The organism is Paenibacillus sp. S25, from assembly GCF_019454085.1.
Taxonomy (GTDB): domain Bacteria; phylum Bacillota; class Bacilli; order Paenibacillales; family Paenibacillaceae; genus Paenibacillus; species Paenibacillus polymyxa_B.
This window is the reverse complement of the sequence record NZ_CP073683.1, coordinates 2,028,639-2,047,493: the sequence shown is the minus strand read 5'-3', so window position 1 is coordinate 2,047,493 and position 18,855 is coordinate 2,028,639. Positions and strand designations below refer to the sequence as shown.

Genomic DNA, 18,855 nt, shown 5'->3' with positions numbered 1-18,855 from the left:
CCCCTTTTAATGAAAAACAAAAAAGGCGAGCGCCTATAGCGCTCCCCCTGTTAATGAATCCTCCGGTTTTAATCTCAGCTTGCGATAATCTCCCGGCGTTACGCCGACTACCCGCTTAAATACCCGCCCAAAGGTAATCGAATTGGCATAACCAACCTGAGTCGCAATATGTTGAACTGTTTCGGTCGTATTACACAGCATTTGCTGGGCATGATTCATACGGAGCCGAGTCAAAAAATCGACGAATTTCATAGCAAATTCTGTTTTAAATAGATGACTAGCATATTTAGGTGACACATCAAAACGTTCACTCAAATGATTTAACGATAAATCCGGATTCGTATAGTGCTCTTCAATATATTGCTTCATTTCGCTAACCATAGCCCGGTAGCTTTTGGTTTCACTGGCGGCAACATAAGTCCGATACACAGTGGTCATGTGCTCTAACATCAGCGCATGCATCACAGCCAATGAAGAAGCAGACTCGACCTCACATTTCCATCTTTCTCCTTCCGGCCCGTTAAAATACCGATCCAGCGCCCCTGATACATCCTTCATCTCACGCATTTCCCGTTCAAGCAGCTCTTGCATCCACTGCATTACCGTTAAAATATCTCCATCCTTCATCTTGTCTGTTTCCATCGCTTCAAATAGTCCTTCCAGCTGTACACGCCAATCGTGGCTCGCCAGCCGAAAAGAACGAATCGTCTCCGAAATCAGCGGCAAATATGAGTATAATGGAATGTCATTGGCCTGCGGAACCTGATCACTGGTCACAATATCACGCACTCCCAGCGTTAACCGGTACCGTAGGGCAGAAATGGCGGACCGATAAGAATCCTGAATATGCTCTAACTCGTGAATCTGGCCGCCAATCCCAATCGTGAGCTGTACACCCAGATGCCCATGCAGCCACTCACAGCCTGTTTGTGCCATTTCTTGCAGCTTCACACTCAGTAAGCCTTCCCCATCGCCTACCTCTTTCCGCAATAAAATGGAGATTCTTTCGCGACTCATCCATTCTGCCCAGCCCTGCCATCCATAGGTAGCTGCTAGTTCCTGCACCACACCAAGCAACGACAGGCTTAGACGCTGATCTTCGCCCCCATGATCCTCTAAACGCCTGCTACTTGTTGGTGTGCCGTCTGCTGTCTGTGGCAGATCCAGATCGTGTAGCTCTACCACCATGACAGCATAGACCAGAGTAACACCTCTCTTCCCGCCATCCGCAAAAGGAGAAAGATCATTCAGCCGAAGCTCTACCGTTTCGGTGCCTGTACCTTCCATAAGATCAAGAAACAGCTGCCGCCGCCGAATGAGTATATTCGCATGCTCCTGCTGTTCATAATCGATCGTTTGCCGAATCAGACTTTGCAACGCATGATCAATCATCCACAGCTCGTCCTTGTTGTTTTCCTCACCCGGACGGCTGGGCAGTTGTTGAATACGCTGCATCATCAGCTGAATTGGCCTGTAATTTCTGCGGGTCACATAAATAATGTAGATCACCGCTAATATAACAACAGCCAATCCAACTACAATCCAGACGTAAGAGATAACAGACACCCACTCGAACAACTGTCCGGCACGAATACCACTTTCAAAACTCCATCCCAGCCGGGGGGACATCAGATGAGTCAGTTGCTGCCCATCCTCTGCTTTTACAGCATCTTCTGTACCGGATGCAGCTGGATAAATAGTTTGACCGCTAGCATCATTAATCACCAGATAGGAAACTGTCGGATTCGTCATTTGACCAATCATTTGCTGCAATGGATACACACCGATATTGATTACCAGCAGCCCTTGTCCTCCAAAAGGCAACGGGAGGCGCTTATGCATCGAAATCACACGTTCTGACGTATGTGTTCCCGGCTCCGTCCATTCCCGCACAGGTGACCACTGCCGATCCTCCGACCGAAGAGCCTGCTCAATATACGGATAATCACCGAATGTCAAAGCATCCTGAAGTCCACTTCTCGTTAACACCGTGTGATCCTTCGTTCGATAAATATAAACGGAATGTACCAGTTCATGATTATCCTTAAGCGCGCGTAGGCTTCCAACTAGCCCATACAGCATCGTGCTGCCACTTTGCGCCTGCCCATTCAGAAAAGAACCATAGCTCTTGTTCGTCTCCGCCTCGCTTAATACGTCCATTTCTACCTTTGTCAGCGACTTCTCCACACTGTCCATTACAAATCCGGTTGTAATCCGATTCGCCTTTCCAGTTTCATTGCGCGATATTTCGTTTACAATCAGGAAGGATAAAAAAATGAGGATCGACACCGTTAACATAAAAATCGGGAAATAGGAAAAAAGCAATCTCCTGTACCAGCTCTTTCGCATCATGTCCTCCCCCCTGCCGCCTAATGCTTTCATGACCCTCTCTATAGGGATCGTCAACACTAAGCATACTCGTGATGTCAGTTTTAATACGGCTTTGATTATACTTTGAACCTATTCTACCAAAATTAGATGCTAAATAGATAGATTTCTTACAAATGATCTGTTATCACTTAAGTCGAAAGACCTCTTTTGTCATGTATATTAACATTATGAAAACGCTCTACATATCATAAAAATAAATTTATATTATAAAAAAAGCCTATCCATCATCTACTTAAAGACGGATAAGCTTTTACTGCTGTCTAACCTTGTATCCAATTGACCAATGAATGTACTGTCAATGTACCCGGCGCAGCTGCCACAAATGCTGATGAACCGTTGCGCAAGGCCAAGAATTCCACTGTTTTAGGAATACCGGGAGCCAGATCCAGATGGTTGTCGCTGAAAATACCTTCCTGCTCTGCCGATAGCCACACGTGTCTGGCAAGTACATCCGAACACAGCATGAATCTGCTGCCTCCGCTTCCCTGAATCTCTGTCACTTCAATTTTTGCCTGCGGTAAATCCATCTCTTTTGTGTCTGCAAAATAAATTTCACCAGAGGCCACCTGTTCACCATTTTGCGTCAGACGCGCGACCAGCATATGCTCCGCCCGGTTCAGGCCGCTCAGCCATTTGTCGATAGGCAGTATATGTACAATTCCTGCACCGCCTGCTGGTTGCTTTACCTTAACATTCTCTTCACGAATAGCCTGGCTGCTACGGATATGCAAAAGCGTCAGCCGCAACGTACCTGATATCGGTTCCAGTGTATCGTTGACCAGATGCAGTGCCTTATTCCCCTGTTTTGTATCTGTTGCACTCAACAGCACATCGGCAAAGCTGCGCTTAGCCGTATATTGGAGCGCCTTCCAACGACCAAAATAGTCCATACTCGACCAGGAGGCAACGGGCCAGCAATCATTCATTTGCCAGTATAATGTTCCCATGCAATAGGGCTTGTGACGACGATGCGCCTCTATAGCTGCTTTCATTGCTTCTGCCTGTAAAATTTGGCTCATGGGAAGAAAACTTGTAAAATCCTTTGGCTCTCGCATGTACCGCCCCATATATTCTTTAATCAGACGATTGCCCGCATCGTTCTTCTGATGTGCCAGCATCACCGCAGATTCCAGCTCCAAATCCTTCTCTTCCGCATAAGTACGAACGGACTTGTATTCAGGAAAGGACTGAAAACCATATTCACTCATAAAACGGCCCACATGTACATGGTAATTCTCAAACGGCTCAGACGCATGCCATACACCCCAATAATGAATATCACCTGCAGTTGAAGACCGATGGGCATGCTGGTTCCGATCTCTCGTCAGGTCAATCAGCGGGGAGGAGGGCCAATATGCTGTCTGCGCAGACCAGGTGTGCACCGCTTCCGGTAGAATCCGATGAAAGAGCGTTTCATAATCATCCCACAGGCGCTCCCGTTGCTCAGGTGTGTAGTCCTTTTTCCAGCCCCAGCCTCCGTTCTCTTCATAATGCGCCCATGCAGAATCGATCTCATTGTTGCCGCACCATAAGGCAATGCAGGGATGATGACGCAGCCGCTTGATATTGTCCTCGGCTTCCTGTGCAACATTGTCCATAAAATCCTCATCCCCTGGGTACATGCTACAGGCGAACATAAAATCTTGCCACACGAGCAAACCGTATTCATCACAAAGCTCATAAAATACGTCTTGTTCATAAATACCGCCACCCCACACCCGCAACATATTCATATTCGAGGTTGCTGCACTGGCAATTTCATACCGATATCGTTCCATCGTAACTTCAGTGACAAAGCTGTCATTCGGAATATGGTTAGCCCCTTTTGCAAACACTGGAATTCCGTTCAGCTCAAAATAAAAGCTCTCTCCTGCTGCATCCCGTTCACGTACAAGACGGATGGAACGCAGCCCCGTTTTTACTGATTTTTCCGCAATTACAGCTCCTTGTTCTTGTTCCACCAATTCGGCCACAAACGTATATAGATGCGGCTCCCCCAGCCCACGGCACCACCACAGCTTTGGCTTCTTCATCTCCAGCTCCAGCTCCACCGTCTGCTTCCCCTTCAGCAGCTGAACCGGCTTGGACCACACCTTCCCGTCAGCGGAAATACGCAACTCGGCATCTCTAATCTCATCTGCATTTTCGATCTCTACCACTGCCATGAGTTTAGCCCCTACCGAGTTCACCTCGTCCTGTCGAATAAACAAGTCTCTCACGATCAGACCAGACCACGCTTCGATCCGGACCTCTCTCCAGATACCGCTCGTCACCAGCCTCGGTCCCCAATCCCAACCATAGTGGTAGGGAGCCTTACGTGCGAAAACGCTTACCTTTTTGTCGAACAAACCACCTATCTCGGACTGATCATTGGGTGCAGGGAGTCCATATCCTAAGCTTTCCAGCTTGGGTACATCTTCAGCAATCGGAGAACGAAAACTAATTTCCAGCCGATTTCCCCCTTGCTGAACAAATGCCTTCACATCCTGTCTCCATACCCGAAACATATTATTGGCTGACAAGACAGATTGACCATTCACTTTTACATCCGCGTATGTGTCCAGACCTTCCAACACCAACTCTACACATTGACATTGAAGCTGATCTGCATTTATCTCAAAATGGGCTTCATATATCCAATCCTGCTTATCAATCCACTGTACCTTCATTTCGTTCATACCGATAAACGGATCAGGAATTTTGCCATGTCGTAAAAGATCGGTGTGCACACAACCCGGCACTTTCGCGCTGAGCCACTCATCACTTTGTGCTTCCCTAAACCTCCAGCCATCCAACCCTATCACATTAACCATCGTCACAAGCCTCCCTATAAGCATGATTGGGAACATCTGGATTTTTCAGTAACATAACAAAAATAACATTAAGCTAACAAAGTAGTCAATTGTTTTTTTGAACAAATGACAAAATACAAAATAAAAGTCGCCCTCTGCCCCTAAACAGGCTAAAAGCGACCTCCTTCGTCTTCACGGTGTATGGTGTCAAACACGTATCTGGACATTAACTATATGTGATTGTGCTGATGGAACGCTCACGGTCATCATTTTCCCGACTGATCCGGGGTGCATGAACTTCCCTTACGAATAGCTCAGCATGTAGCAACTTTTTCTCGACAGGCGAGTCCGGGTTCGTTATACGCCACAACAACTGGTCCACTGCACGCATTCCCAGCAATTCCTTATCCACTCTCACCGTGGCATAAATCGGCATTTGTTCATTCGTATCGTCAAACCCAGTCACTCCGCAACGCCTTGGAACGTCAATTCCCTTTTCTTTCAGCACATCCACGACCTGCGCAGCAGTCACATCATTAGCACATACAAAAACCTCAGGCAGTTCGTCCTCAGACAACTTGTCCATTTCCTCAGCAAGCGCCTGCGCTCCTCCGTGAAGAAGGGCTTTATTCTGCCGCAATTCTACTCCGCTCATTTCCAGTGTGGAACGACAAGCTTCCCAGCGTTCGTAGAAACTGTGAGCGTCATCAATATGACCCACAAACTGAAAGCGGGTATAGCCCCTGCACAGCAAGTCCTTCATTAATTCACTCATGCATGTGCGATTATCTGTAAACACCGTATCACTTAAAAATGCAGAATCCCAATGATCTACCATAACGACCGGAATACCCATCCGATAAATGTTCAGCAACAACGAAGTTGAAATCGTCCCTACTGTGATAATCCCTTTAATCGCCTCCGGGTTCAGTAGAGAAAACGTATCTTCAGTCGAGGGCTCCGTTAACGTGATCATATCCATACCCTTACGGTTCAGACGCTCGGAAATCCCTTCAAATACAGGCCCCCAGTACCTGGATTCCCTGTTCTGGTACCTAATATTCGGAAATAACACTAGCACGGTACCCGACCATTCTCTGGGATCTGTGTCCCGAGGCTCTACCCCTGTCATTTTGGGATGACTGCGAAAATAGCCCATCTGGGCAGCAAGCTTGACCAGAACCGCCCTTGTTTCTTCACTTACACCGGGTTTGCCTGACAGTGCACGCGAAACAGCGAACTTTGAAACGCCCGCCGCATCCGCAATTTCTTGCAACGTTACTTTTCCACGCATCTTCTCACCCAACCCTATTCGGAATCTTTTTCTACCTTAACCTTTCTAATACACGGGTGTACCTATAAACTGGTACCATCGTAGCATACTTTGTTTTAGATCATCAAATGATAGATTTGTACAAATCCACACCCTCCACCAAAATATGTTTGCTTAATAAAAAAACAAACCGCATAACAAACAATTATAAATAACTTGACGCGAGGTTTTTTATTTCCTACAATTTACTATTGAAAGCACTTACATTGTGTAAATCATACTTATTAAGGGGGATTTGCAAATGTTCATGAACAGGTCGGTACGTCAGAGCTCCATCCTGCTCCTGTCTTTGCTGCTGCTCGTTACAACGGGCTGTGCGAACGGAACAGGCAGTAAGGCAGAAAAGGAAGATCCTAATGACACCAGCCCTATTACATTTACTTTCTTTGGCGGTGATTCCAGCTCTAACTGGAACAACATGAAGGATGCTGTCGGGCAGGAAATTATCAAGAAAACGGGCGTTACGCTAAATGCTGAACATGCTGTCAATGGCCGAGGCGAGGAAAAGTTTGCTTTAATGGCAGCGAGCGGAGAGTATCCAGATCTCGTGTACCCCAAATCAGACATTGGCAAGCTGGTTGATGCCGGGGCACTCATTGACCTAACCGACCTCATTGACAAATACGGTCCTAACATTAAGAAAGTGTATGGAGACTATTTTAATCGTATTAAATATAGTAGTGAAGATCCAGCCATCTACACGATCCCGACCAATTTGGGTGTGGATCACATCGCGTTTGATGCACAAGCCGGCTTCGAAATCCAGCATCAGGCACTTAAGAAGCTTGGATATCCTAAAATCCGCACCGTTCAAGATTTTGAAAAAGCACTTAAAGATTATGTCGCCAAATACCCTACCACCAATGGCCAGCGAACCATCCCCCTATCACTTGATGCCGAAGACTGGAAAATTCAAATTACAGTGACTAACCCGGCTGTTACTGCTACAGGTGGACCCGACGATGGCGAATATTATATTGATCCTAAAACACACAAAGCCATTCTTCACTACAAGCGCCCAGAAGAACGTGAATATTTCCGCTGGTTGAACCATATGTACAATGAAGGACTGTTGGATAAGGATACTTTTGTGCAAAAAAGTGATCAGTATAAGTCCAAAATCGCCGCAGGCCGTGTCATCGGACTCATTGATCAGGAATGGAACTATCAAGATGCCGAAAATGCGCTCAAGGCAGCAGGTAAGGATGAATTCACTTACGCCCATTTTCCAGTCACTTTAAATGAGAAATACGAGGATCATTCCCTCCAGCCCATTGGCTTCGATACCGCATCCGGGATCGGAATTACAACCTCATGTGAAAATCCGGTGCGAGCTATCAAGTTTCTGGATTTTCTGGCCTCCGACGAAGGACAAATTTTACGCAATTGGGGAATTGAAGGCCAGCATTACAACGTAGAGAACGGCAAACGAGTCATTCCGGCGGATGTGCAACAACGTAAAAACACCGATAATGCTTCTTTTAGCAGAGAGTCAGGAATCGGTTTGTACTGGATATGGGGGCCACATTACGGCGATAGCGTAAAGGACCCTTCTGGCAACTATTACACAACCAATTATCCGGAGATGATTACCGAAAATTATAGTCAAGCCGAAAAAGAGTCCCTTCAGGCATACAAAGCCCATACGTGGAAAGACCTGTTCCCGAACGAAAAGGATTTTCCGGTAAAAGAGTGGGGGGCTGCCTACAACATGCCCGTTCCGACTAATACGAATTACAATGTTATTTATCAGAAGTCACAGGACATTGTACGCAAACGGATTCCTGAGGCCGTACTCGCCAAGCCAGATCAGTTCGACGCTGTGTATGACCGCATGCTCCAAGAGCTGGATCAGGCGGGTGTGCCAAAAGCTGAAGAAATCTACACTGGCCTAATCCAAAATCGCCTGAAACTGTGGTACGGTGAAAAATAGGGTTTGCTTTTTAATGAAATATTATAGGGCTGACAGACAATGCTGTTCAGCCCTTCTACATTAACTTTTACATTAAACATTCTGTTTGGATTCTTTTCCTTTCCAAGAATTACTTTTCCCTGAAACACGATTGACGTAAAACAATAAAATGATAGGAATCAACGCAATCCCGCCACACATCACCCAAGATATTTGAATAGGTGTTTGATCGGAAGACAAATCCGTAAAATTACGACTGATGATACCTGTCACGATTAAACCTACGCACATGCCTAATTGTGAAATCGCAGAATCCAGAGATAGTAGTGTAGAACGATACTCATTAGAGATTCTTTTGTTCAGAAAAATTTGTTTGGCAACCGGATACATGCCGCGCCCAATTTCATAGATTAAAAAGGTAAGCAGTACAGGATAAAATGTGTTGAACGCACCGGCTAAAAAGAGCCATATCCCAATCATACCGCAAGCATACATGAGTATATGTACATCTCTGTATCGTGCTCCTAGCTTTCGAACCAGGTAACTTCCCAAAGTCATACATAGTGAATACCCTGCCTTGATAAACCCCATAATCCAAATCCCTTGTTCAGAAAGGCCAACCAGACGTGGCTGTTGAAATGTATTCCCCGCCGAGTTCGAAAAGCTGATAAATAAGCCAATCATAAACACAATCCAGATAGACTTATTTTCAAAACCGATACGGACACTTTCTCCGATAATCGTTTTAATACGGGTAGTAGACGTCTTTCGATGAGCAATGTTCTCCTCATCCATATAAAAGAAACATAGAAAAATGCATACAATAATAGATAAAATACTGGCCGCCCATGGAAGTGAATAGTTAAAAGTTGCGAGGAAGGCTCCCAACAGACCACAAATAAATCCCGAAATATACTGTATACTGTTAGAGGTTGTAAAAAGAACTTCCATGGGCTTATCACTATTTTCCACAACCCATGATTCCAACGAACCTGATTGTAAACATATAGCCAGACCCCCAAAGACTTGCGCAAACACAAGCACCCCGATATGATCTGTCCAAACGAACAACACACTATAGAGTAGAAAACAACAAAGTCCCAAAATAACAGAAATTTTTCTTCCATACTTATCTGCAATAGCCCCTGTGGGTATCTCAAACAAAAAAATACTTACAAAGAATACAACTAGTAAGAAGTTTGCACTCTGCAAAGAAAGTCCTTTAGCTAATAGAAAAAGGATAAGCGTAGTCCCCGTGATTTCACTCATAAAAAATTGAAGAAAGCTGACAGAGTAAAATAGCTTATGAGGTTGCACTCTTAGGATTCCGTCGTTTGCTCTGCAGCCTCATATTCACTTCGCAAAATCCCCATCTGAATAATGTCATAGTATCGCCCTTGCCTGAATAGCTTTTCCCGCAGCCACCCTTCCTCCTTGAAGCCGCATGCCAAATAGCAACGGTATGCACGTTCATTGAACGCATAGACCTCTAGCTCCAACCGATTCAGGTTCAGAGCATGAAATGCAAATTTCTGTATTAGGCGAATTGCTTCCCGACCGTAGCCTTTGCCCAGGTCACCGTCACGTCCGATCACAATTCCAAGGGTGGCGTGCCGATTCACCCAGTTAATTTTAAATAAGTCCAGTTGTCCGATATAGTCCAGTGTGTCTTTATGCGCAATGACAAAACCTTTGATCTCGGGGTTGCCGTCAATCATCATCTGTACAAAGGATTCGCTATTCACCTGTGAATGCGGATAAATAAACACGTCGCTTAAACCACGTGTGATTTCCGGGTCATTGACCCATTTTCGGATAGCTGGTATATCTTCTTGACGGTATTCTCTCAATACTATTCGTTTTCCAATGATATGCGGCATCGTAATCTTCCCTCCAATTATGTATTTGTTTTGGCAATACTACTCCCTGCCAACACCTTTACGCTTCCATTACTCTCACAAACTCCAGAAAACGTGTACCTTTATAATGAAGCTCCCCACGATCCCCGATCACAATCATACCAAAGTCTGTATCCTTCACCTCCAGCTCCATACGCTCACCCCCGTCAAACTCAAAGGTGATATAATAATATGTCGAAGCTGAAAAATCGCCTGATCCCCCACGCACTCTCGTCCGTTTATCCACAACCTTACATGAACGTTGTACCCGTTCGGCTGCTTGATTGGACAGGCCCGCTCCTATCGTTTTGACAATTCCCATAATCATTACAATAGCAATGAGTCCAAATACGATAAAAAAGATCATATTAAACGATTGAAATTCCATAAAATCATTTCCCATCTGCTTCATCCTTTCTACAGTAAAATGTAAATTTTCCATTCTATTGCCCATTGACAAATCGTACATCTTCACCCTCAAAAACTCCAATACTTTTTTAACATACTTACGAAAAAAAAGTTCTTTCGCTCTTTTCCGTACCCCGCTTGGACTTATACCCGATCTGGGTCCGCTGATCCCCTCTAGACCGATTGACAAAACTATATATAGATATAAAATAGAGAATGTACTCTAAATATAGTGTAAAAAACGTATTTATGCCCGATATCTTGAAGATACAGGTATGAAAATACATGTAAATATAGAGTCAAAAATTTTAAATGGCACAGCCAGCAAGGGATTCCAGCTATGATGGATCTCGGGCAATGCCGTTTTCTTTTTTCGTTAATTGTTTAAGGAGGTTGCATACCATGCTGATTGCATATGATTCCAAGACCGGCAATGTAAAAAGATTTATAAACAAGCTCAAGCTTCCAGCGGTTCAGATTGAGGAGCAAATGACTATAGAAGAACCTTACGTACTTATTACATATACAACCGGGTTTGGGCAGATACCTGAGAGGGTATCTTCCTTTTTGAAAAAAAATGCACAAAACCTTGTTGGTGTAGCTGCAAGCGGCAACCGTAACTGGGGTGAGAAATTTGCCAAAAGTGCGGATTTGATTGCCGACCACTATAATGTCCCCGTAATTAGTAAATTTGAATTATCTGGAACGTTCGGAGATGTAGAGCGTTTTAAACAGGAGGTGAGCCGAGTTGCGGCATATTGAATTGAACAACATGTTGATGAAACGCGATACAGACGGCTTTTTCCAATTGGAAAAGGACCAAGAGGCTGTAGCAGAATTTATGAAGGAAGTTCAGGAACGGAGTTTGAAGTTTGCTGACACAGCCGCTCAAGTGCTGTATATGATTGAGAATGATTATTACGAAAATTTCTATAACAGCTACACGGCTGACGAAATTAATGATATTTTCCATATCACTCATAGCTATAATTTTAAATTTCCTTCCTATATGGCAGCATCGAAGTTTTATACTGACTATGCAATGAAGAGTAACGACCGTAAAGTCTATCTGGAACATTACCCTGACCGGGTTGCTGCTGTCGCGCTGCATTTAGGACGCGGTAACGCCGATACGGCACGCCTGTTGTCCCGCTCGATGATGGAGCAACGTCTCCAGCCAGCGACACCAACCTTCCTGAATGCAGGCAAAAGCCGCCGTGGGGAATTGGTATCCTGCTTCCTGCTCGAAATGGACGACTCCCTGAACTCAATCAACTATGTGCTGAACACTTGCATGCAGTTGTCCAAAATTGGCGGCGGTGTTGCCGTTAACCTGTCGAAGCTGCGGGCACGCGGTGAAGCAATTAAGGGTGTAGAAGGCGCAGCAAAAGGCATAATGCCTGTGCTGAAGCTGATGGAAGACGGCTTCTCCTACGCAGATCAAATGGGACAACGTAAAGGTTCTGGCGCAGCCTATTACAACATTTTCGGATGGGACGTGCTTGAGTTCCTGGATAGCAAAAAAATCAATGCTGACGAAAGAGTTCGTCTCAAGACCCTTTCTATTGGATTACTGGTACCAAACCGCTTTTACAAGCTGGCTCAAGATAATGAACCGCTGCATGTATTTGCTCCTTACAGTGTGTTCAAAGTCTATGGAACGCATCTGGACGACATGGATTTGGATGAAATGTACGACACGCTGCTCGCTGACGATCGGGTGAAGAAAAAAATAGCGATGAGCGCACGTGACATGCTGACGAAAATTGCCATGATTCAGTTGGAGTCTGGTTATCCATATATCATGAACAAAAGTAACGCGAACCAGGCACATGCTCTTAAAAACGTGGGTCAAGTCAAGATGTCGAACCTATGCACGGAAATCTTCCAGTTGCAGGAAACTTCCGAAATTACAGATTACGGACAACAGGATACTATCCGCCGGGACGTGAGCTGTAATCTGGCTTCCCTGAACATTGTAAATGTGATGGAACATGGTAAAATCCGCGAATCCGTTCATGAGGGTATGATCGCGCTCACCTCAGTCAGCGATATGACCCAAGTAGCTAATGCACCAGGTGTTGCAAAAGCGAACCGTGAAATGCACTCCGTCGGTCTGGGTGTTATGAATCTGCACGGCTACTTTGCCAAAAACAAAATTGCGTATGAAAGCAATGAAGCAAAAGACTTTGTCCGTACCTTCTTCATGACGATGAACTATCATTCCATCGAAAAGAGTATGGAAATCGCGAAAGCAGCTGGACAAAGCTTTTATGGATTTGAGGAATCGGATTATGCGACAGGCGTATATTTTGACCGATACCTGAACACAGATTATCGTCCGACAACTGCACGTGTGCAAGAGTTGTTCAAGGGCATCTATGTTCCGACTTCAGCGGACTGGGACAAATTAAAAACAGATGTGATGAAAAATGGCCTGTACCACGCCTATCGTATGGCAATTGCGCCGACTGCTAGCATTTCGTACATTCAAAATGCAACATCCAGCGTCATGCCGATTGTTGAGCAGATTGAAACCCGTACTTATGCCAATTCGACGACCTACTATCCAATGCCTTATTTGCAAAAGGATAACGTGTTCTTCTATAAATCCGCTTATCAAATGGATCAGTTCAAAGTGCTTGATCTGATTGCAGAAATCCAGCCTCACGTGGACCAAGGAATTTCGACCGTGCTTCATGTGAACAGTGACGTGACTACGCGTCAGTTAGCACGTTGCTATCTGTACGCCGCACACAAAGGACTTAAATCGTTATACTACACACGCACCAAAAAGCTGTCTGTGGAAGAGTGCCTCACCTGCTCCATCTAAAAGCATAAATGGTAACAAGCTGTAGTATAAAAATTAGATTTTGAATAGATTTCTATGCTTTGCATTAGAAGCTGTATCCAGCGTGTGGTTCAGACCTTTACGGGACTGGACAAGACCCTCGCGGATACAGCTTCCGTATGTCAAGCATACGATGATTCGCCTGCACTATTTCAATGTGTGTTTCCAGGGAATCTCGCAAGCTGAAGGGAGAATGCTAACAATGACAGGTATACAAGCTGTAAACTGGAATCGCTCGGATGATGATTTCACACTGATGTTCTGGAACCAGAACATTATGCAATTTTGGACGGATGATGAAATCCCGTTGTCTGACGATAAAATGTCCTGGGTAACCCTCAGTGATATCGAAAAAGAAGCCTACATGAAGGTGCTGGGCGGATTGACGCTACTGGATACCATTCAAGGCGGCGTGGGTATGCCGCAAATTATGGAGCATGTGGACGGACTGCAACGCAAAGCCGTACTAAGCTTTATGGCGATGATGGAACAAATTCATGCCAAGTCGTACAGTAGCATCTTTACAACGCTAGCTTCCACGGAAGAAATTGACGGTGTATTCCGCTGGGTGGAAGAAAATCCACATCTCCAAACCAAGGCAGAAACCATTCGTCAGTATTATATGAATATCCACACACCCAAAGACCTGTATCTCGCGATGGCAGCGTCGGTGCTGTTAGAAAGCTATTTATTTTATAGCGGCTTCTTCTACCCTCTTTATCTGGCGGGCCAGGGCAAGCTGACATGCAGTGGAGAAATTATCGATTTGATCCTACGGGATGAAAGTATTCACGGTGTGTACGTAGGTGTACTGGCACAGGAGATTTATGCAGAATTGGCCGAGGAAGAACAACGTGATCTTTACCAGACGCTGGTAGGCTTGCTCCGCTACTTGCACAATAACGAGGAACAATACACCGAGCAAATTTACACTCCTATTGGACTCGTAGACGATGTGAAAGTCTTTTTGCGCTACAACGCCAACAAGGCCATGATGAACTTGGGCTTTGATCCACTGTTTGAAGAAGAAGAAGTTAATCCCATTGTATTCAACGGCATCAGCACCCACACTAAGCAGCATGATTTCTTTTCTAAAAAAGGAAACGGCTATGTGCGGGCGATGAATGTAGAGCCGCTGACAGATGATGATTTTAATTTTGGCGTATAAGCACAAATACATGAAATTAATTTAGCAAGGTGATCTATGAAGAGCCATCCGCATGCAGATGGCTCAGACTGTAAAAACATAGGGTTTCAGAACTTGTCCCTAAGTTCTGAAACCCTATTGCCTAAAGAAAGTAGATAGTTTACATATTTCAGGATTTTGCAAAATTCGATTCCAGTCGCTCCGAAGTGCAAGATATAGACGAACTAAACCATTTCGATCTATATCTTGTTCATTGAAAGTCGCTTATGGGATTTTTGCAAAATCCTCATTTATATTCGTTCGCTTATATAAAACTGGTATTGCCGCTGCTATAAGGATCATACCCATAAAAGCGGGTGCGGCATGACCAAGTGACACATAGATTTGACCCCCAATGATAGGCCCAATCATTCTTGCTAAAGCCTGAAAAGATTGACTACCTCCTTGAATCCTTCCTTGTTCACTAGAATCGACAGACTTGGAGAGCATCCCATTGAATGAAGGCCCAAAGATCGAATCACCAAAACCAAATATAAACATTCCAGCGATAAAAAGAGGATAGAATGAGAACAAAGTAGATAGCGCAATAAGACTGTAGCCTATAATCTCCGAAACCATTCCAAGAATGGTTATCTGTTTATCATTAAGTTTTATCAAAAGCTTTGGCATGATGAAACCTTGTGAAATGATGTCTTGGAAGCCCATAATTGAAAACATAAGTCCGATTAGTGCAGGCTTCCAACCGAAGGTATCCATTGTAAATTGTGAAAAAACGGCCTGTAAAGATCCGTTGGGTATCCAAAGTAAGAACGCCGAGACAAGTAGCCTTTTTAAGTTTTTCATGGAAAGTATGTTTGCAAGCTGTGTAAATGGATTCAGTCTTACAAAGGTAATCTCTTTCAGTCTATGTTTCTTGGCGAGGCTCTCCGGCATAAAAAAGAATCCATAAACAACATTCAATAAAGTTATGATTGCTCCAAAATACATGGGTACAGAATAACCAAACTTGGCAAGTAATCCGCCTAGAGTTGGGCCAATGACAGTGCCTACACCTACAACCGCACTCACCCATCCAAAGTATTTGGTTCTCTGTTCTGGAGGAATGATGTCTGCAAAATATGCGAAGATCGTGCTTATGCTCCCGCCTGTTATACCTTCTATTACACGCCCAGCAAATAGTACCCATAGAGCTCCTCCTATGCCAAAAACCAAGTACCCGATTGCGGAACCCAAAAGGCATACTAAGAGCAATGGACGACGGCCATATTTGTCACTCAAAGCTCCAAGTACGGGGGCCGCAAAAAACACGCAGAAAGCATAAACAGAGGTCAGCAACGTGACAACGATAGCTTGTTCTCCCGGATTGCTTATATAAGGCTGTACTAAGAATGGGACGACAGGTGCTATGATACTGAAGCCTATTCCGCAAAGAAACACAGAGATAAGACCGAATATTAAAGCGTGTTTATCTACAATTTGTTCTGTGTTCTGTTCATTGTGTGATCTAAATTTGAACACTTAAATTCTCCCCTTAAAAAATTTGTCATTTTACTTCCTCGGAAGCAAAAATATCGTATCACATTTTTGCTTCCTCGGCAACAAAATAGTGGCAAAAAAAATGCAGCCCGTTCTCAATAGAGCCCGGCTGCCTGTGGTTTGATTTTCATTATTCAAATTTATTCCGACTTAATATCTATACCCTGTTTCTTTATTTCTGCATCCAAATGACTACTATACTTTTCCAGGAAGCTAATCATACTGTCAAATTGTTCCTCGGTTACCTGCTCAAATACGGCTTTATCCCGCTCTTGAAACTCTTTGTGCAGTTCCTCATGGATTTTATAAATTACTTTCCCTTGCTCCGTAAGCCTATAATAGATTTCTTTCTTGTTATCCGGCTTCTGGTAGCTTTCGATAATGCCTTTTTTTATGAGCTTCTTAGTTATTTTACTTATGGCACCGCTAGTCATATAAAGGGACTCCGCAAGTTTTGTCACGTTGGAATCTACATTTCTTTCAATGTATTCGATGCAATGTACTTCAGAAGACTTATAACCCTTAAGACTGTCTTCCATCTTATCCTTATTAAGCCAAACCATCTTGTTATATAAGTCCCTGAAACCCATTATGACCTGTTCTTCTTTGTTCATAGCCTGTCCTCCCACCCGTTGGTGCATTAACAACATAATATAATATATTTTTGTTTCTATTTCAACAATAATAAAATCATTATTTATTCTAGGAATTGAACTATACGTAACCATACTTTATGTATGTATATTTATTTTTCAGACGAGGACATACACGCAAAAAAAACGGCCAGATCGCTAAAGTAGCGGAATCAAGCCGTTTTCCATTTCTTAAGACCGAGCCTCTGTGAACATTTGAAAGGTGACACCAAACTTGTCTGTTACATTCCCATAAGCGGGACTAAAATGGGTTTCCTGCAAGGGCATCCCCACCTGTCCTCCTTGCTGTAGAGCATCAAACATTTTTTGAGCTTGCTCCACACTATCGGTTGTAATACAGATACTCACCTGATTCCCGCTGCTAAACGGTGATCCGGGAAAGGTATCAGAAAACATGAGCTCTGTCTCACCCACTTTAAGGGTAGCATGTCCCACACGTTCCTTGACCTCTGCGGGAATGGGAAAATCGGGGTTTTCCGGCATTTCCCCAAAGGTTTGAATAAAAAGCAGTTGAGCATCCAATGCCTCTTCATAAAATTCGATTGCTTCTTTTGCATTTCCATCCATCGTGATGTAAGGAATCAAACGTTTGGACATCTTCAACACAGCTCCTTTAATTCGAGGTGTTTACCCAGCCATTTCTCCTGTATTATATACAAAACTTGTAAAGAAAAACAAATCTGTATTCTTAGCTTTCATGCACCTGAACGCCAAGCTGCTTTAGCTCCTTTATCGCTTCCGTAACGTTACGCTGTGGATGAAGCGCAGAGATCATCTGTGCAGTGATCGGAACGCCGTTGAAAATCTGGCTTACCACCCCTAGAGAAATCGGCAACTCATAGTAACTTTCAGCCCAATCCTGATATTCCTCCGGTGTAACTATAATTTTCCCCAGCAAAAAGGATGCGCCATCGTCATATGCCTCAGGAATGTTCGCATTGCCCATACGCCACTCCTTATCTTCCGCTTCTCTCCACATACAAAAGGTAACGTCCTCCTTCTCCAGGGCTTCGTCTTCCAAAAGCTCCATCATATCATCAGGCACACCGTCGTACATGCCCGGCCAGACCTCATATTCGCCTCTCGCATGAGGACTTACAGGGGATTCGTGGTCAAAACCCTTCAACAGCACACCTCCACGCGTCCATAGCATATGAATCGTATCTCCAGCACCGTTGTTCACCTCACCCAGGCATACATCAACAGACCATTCAGACTGCATACGATACGTGCGTAACCAATCTTCTGGGGACAATATAATGTCCAGCGCTGACAGCATCATCATTCTGTCTTTTAAACCATTCGGCGTTACCTGTGCATCAAGCATCATATTCTTCATCATTCCTCCACCTTGTCCATGCGTACTAAGAATTCATCTGTCCCTGCCTATATCTTTCAAGCTTCGCCCGCTCAACCACCTGCCGAATGAATGGTCCTTTGGCTTCGGTATACGCTGCACGGTCATATTTGAATTGGTACGCCAAATCTTTTTTTAAAGTATCATACGCTCGCAGGCTATCAGGATGCGCTTTTAAGTAATCTCTGAACAATAGATGGTTTTCCCAATGCTCACCTTTATACTTGTAAATATGCAAGTGATGAGTCCCAGCTCCCCATTCTCCACGGCGAAAGAAAGCTCTCTCTGGAAAATCAGGCTTATGTACATATTCATATTGGAACCCTTGTAGACGCTCTCGATGTTCGGACTGAAGACTTGCCAACTCTTCTACTCCAACCATAATATCAATAATAGGCTTGGCTCCCAGATTAGGAACGGACGTACTACCGATATGCTCTATGCCGACACATACATCTTTGAGAGCCTCTACAATTTTCCTTTGCTCTTGCATATACTCTTCAGCCCACTGCGGGTCATACCCGGATATTTCCACCTGCAAGGACATACATGAACACACCTCCACTAGCTTTCTAAA

At 44.3% G+C, this 18,855-nt stretch carries 15 protein-coding genes; 4 read left to right on the top strand and 11 right to left on the bottom strand.

Annotated features, from left to right (window positions below):
- Window positions 1-33 precede the first annotated feature (33 nt).
- The 3 genes from KAI37_RS09005 to KAI37_RS08995 form a co-directional block, all read right to left on the bottom strand.
- Complete coding sequence (locus tag KAI37_RS09005; RefSeq protein WP_220031094.1) at window positions 34-2,352, bottom strand: helix-turn-helix domain-containing protein; 2,319 nt, start codon at window positions 2,350-2,352, stop codon at window positions 34-36.
- Between the two features lie 299 nt (window positions 2,353-2,651).
- A complete protein-coding gene (locus KAI37_RS09000) occupies window positions 2,652-5,204 on the bottom strand; it encodes a beta-mannosidase (RefSeq protein WP_220031093.1) in 2,553 nt (850 codons plus the stop codon).
- 205 nt (window positions 5,205-5,409) lie between these two features.
- Complete coding sequence (locus tag KAI37_RS08995; protein WP_025723495.1) at window positions 5,410-6,477, bottom strand: LacI family DNA-binding transcriptional regulator; 1,068 nt, start codon at window positions 6,475-6,477, stop codon at window positions 5,410-5,412.
- Between the two features lie 280 nt (window positions 6,478-6,757).
- Here KAI37_RS08995 and KAI37_RS08990 point away from each other — a divergent pair, with 280 nt between their 5' ends.
- Complete coding sequence (locus KAI37_RS08990; protein ID WP_025723496.1) at window positions 6,758-8,449, top strand: ABC transporter substrate-binding protein; 1,692 nt, start codon at window positions 6,758-6,760, stop codon at window positions 8,447-8,449.
- Between the two features lie 72 nt (window positions 8,450-8,521).
- On the opposite strand, the gene KAI37_RS08985 is transcribed toward KAI37_RS08990, so the two are convergent.
- From KAI37_RS08985 to KAI37_RS08975, 3 genes are read right to left on the bottom strand one after another with little or no spacing between them, the layout of a single operon-like run.
- Window positions 8,522-9,745: an MFS transporter gene (locus tag KAI37_RS08985; RefSeq protein ID WP_220031092.1), complete on the bottom strand. Its 1,224-nt coding sequence runs from the start codon at window positions 9,743-9,745 to the stop codon at window positions 8,522-8,524.
- A gap of 2 nt (window positions 9,746-9,747) precedes the next feature.
- Complete coding sequence (locus KAI37_RS08980) at window positions 9,748-10,308, bottom strand: GNAT family N-acetyltransferase (RefSeq protein ID WP_220031091.1); 561 nt, start codon at window positions 10,306-10,308, stop codon at window positions 9,748-9,750.
- Between the two features lie 58 nt (window positions 10,309-10,366).
- Window positions 10,367-10,729 (bottom strand): DUF2500 domain-containing protein, encoded by a 363-nt coding sequence (locus KAI37_RS08975; protein WP_025723498.1) that lies wholly within the window; start codon window positions 10,727-10,729, stop codon window positions 10,367-10,369.
- Between the two features lie 407 nt (window positions 10,730-11,136).
- Between KAI37_RS08975 and nrdI the strand changes: the two genes are divergently transcribed.
- The 3 genes from nrdI to nrdF all read left to right on the top strand — a co-directional run bounded on the left by nrdI (window position 11,137) and on the right by nrdF (window position 14,753).
- Window positions 11,137-11,496 carry a class Ib ribonucleoside-diphosphate reductase assembly flavoprotein NrdI gene (gene nrdI / locus KAI37_RS08970; RefSeq protein WP_016819181.1) on the top strand — a complete coding sequence of 120 codons (360 nt, stop codon included), beginning with the start codon at window positions 11,137-11,139 and terminating at the stop codon, window positions 11,494-11,496.
- On the top strand, window positions 11,483-13,567 hold the full coding sequence (gene nrdE / locus KAI37_RS08965) for a class 1b ribonucleoside-diphosphate reductase subunit alpha (protein ID WP_220031090.1): 2,085 nt from the start codon (window positions 11,483-11,485) through the stop codon (window positions 13,565-13,567). The genes nrdI and nrdE overlap by 14 nt, the downstream gene beginning before the upstream one ends.
- Window positions 13,568-13,787: 220 nt before the next feature.
- Entirely contained in the window at window positions 13,788-14,753 is a 966-nt protein-coding gene (gene nrdF / locus KAI37_RS08960; protein ID WP_025723500.1) for a class 1b ribonucleoside-diphosphate reductase subunit beta, read from the top strand.
- 243 nt (window positions 14,754-14,996) lie between these two features.
- Here the strand turns inward: nrdF and KAI37_RS08955 are convergent, their stop codons facing one another.
- The 5 genes from KAI37_RS08955 to KAI37_RS08935 form a co-directional block, all read right to left on the bottom strand.
- Window positions 14,997-16,250 carry an MFS transporter gene (locus tag KAI37_RS08955; protein ID WP_220031089.1) on the bottom strand — a complete coding sequence of 418 codons (1,254 nt, stop codon included), beginning with the start codon at window positions 16,248-16,250 and terminating at the stop codon, window positions 14,997-14,999.
- A 158-nt stretch (window positions 16,251-16,408) separates the two neighbouring features.
- A complete protein-coding gene (locus KAI37_RS08950) occupies window positions 16,409-16,882 on the bottom strand; it encodes a MarR family transcriptional regulator (RefSeq protein WP_104495950.1) in 474 nt (157 codons plus the stop codon).
- A 210-nt stretch (window positions 16,883-17,092) separates the two neighbouring features.
- A complete protein-coding gene (locus tag KAI37_RS08945; protein ID WP_053325184.1) occupies window positions 17,093-17,518 on the bottom strand; it encodes a VOC family protein in 426 nt (141 codons plus the stop codon).
- Window positions 17,519-17,609: 91 nt separating this feature from the next.
- Window positions 17,610-18,263, bottom strand: coding sequence for a hypothetical protein (locus tag KAI37_RS08940; protein ID WP_258383058.1), 654 nt, complete (start codon window positions 18,261-18,263; stop codon window positions 17,610-17,612).
- Between the two features lie 22 nt (window positions 18,264-18,285).
- Window positions 18,286-18,825 (bottom strand): GrpB family protein, encoded by a 540-nt coding sequence (locus tag KAI37_RS08935; RefSeq protein WP_071640321.1) that lies wholly within the window; start codon window positions 18,823-18,825, stop codon window positions 18,286-18,288.
- Window positions 18,826-18,855 lie beyond the last annotated feature (30 nt).

Bases quoted from the DNA above. Each gene is read 5' to 3' on its own strand.
- KAI37_RS09005 (WP_220031094.1), bottom strand. From the start codon at position 2,352: ATGATGCGAAAGAGCTGGTACAGGAGATTGCTTTTTTCCTATTTCCCG.
- KAI37_RS09000 (WP_220031093.1), bottom strand. From the start codon at position 5,204: ATGGTTAATGTGATAGGGTTGGATGGCTGGAGGTTTAGGGAAGCACAA.
- KAI37_RS08995 (WP_025723495.1), bottom strand. From the start codon at position 6,477: ATGCGTGGAAAAGTAACGTTGCAAGAAATTGCGGATGCGGCGGGCGTT.
- KAI37_RS08990 (WP_025723496.1), top strand. From the start codon at position 6,758: ATGTTCATGAACAGGTCGGTACGTCAGAGCTCCATCCTGCTCCTGTCT.
- KAI37_RS08980 (WP_220031091.1), bottom strand. From the start codon at position 10,308: ATGCCGCATATCATTGGAAAACGAATAGTATTGAGAGAATACCGTCAA.
- KAI37_RS08975 (WP_025723498.1), bottom strand. From the start codon at position 10,729: ATGGGAAATGATTTTATGGAATTTCAATCGTTTAATATGATCTTTTTT.
- nrdI (WP_016819181.1), top strand. From the start codon at position 11,137: ATGCTGATTGCATATGATTCCAAGACCGGCAATGTAAAAAGATTTATA.
- nrdF (WP_025723500.1), top strand. From the start codon at position 13,788: ATGACAGGTATACAAGCTGTAAACTGGAATCGCTCGGATGATGATTTC.
- KAI37_RS08950 (WP_104495950.1), bottom strand. From the start codon at position 16,882: ATGAACAAAGAAGAACAGGTCATAATGGGTTTCAGGGACTTATATAAC.
- KAI37_RS08945 (WP_053325184.1), bottom strand. From the start codon at position 17,518: ATGTCCAAACGTTTGATTCCTTACATCACGATGGATGGAAATGCAAAA.
- KAI37_RS08940 (WP_258383058.1), bottom strand. From the start codon at position 18,263: ATGATGAAGAATATGATGCTTGATGCACAGGTAACGCCGAATGGTTTA.
- KAI37_RS08935 (WP_071640321.1), bottom strand. From the start codon at position 18,825: ATGTCCTTGCAGGTGGAAATATCCGGGTATGACCCGCAGTGGGCTGAA.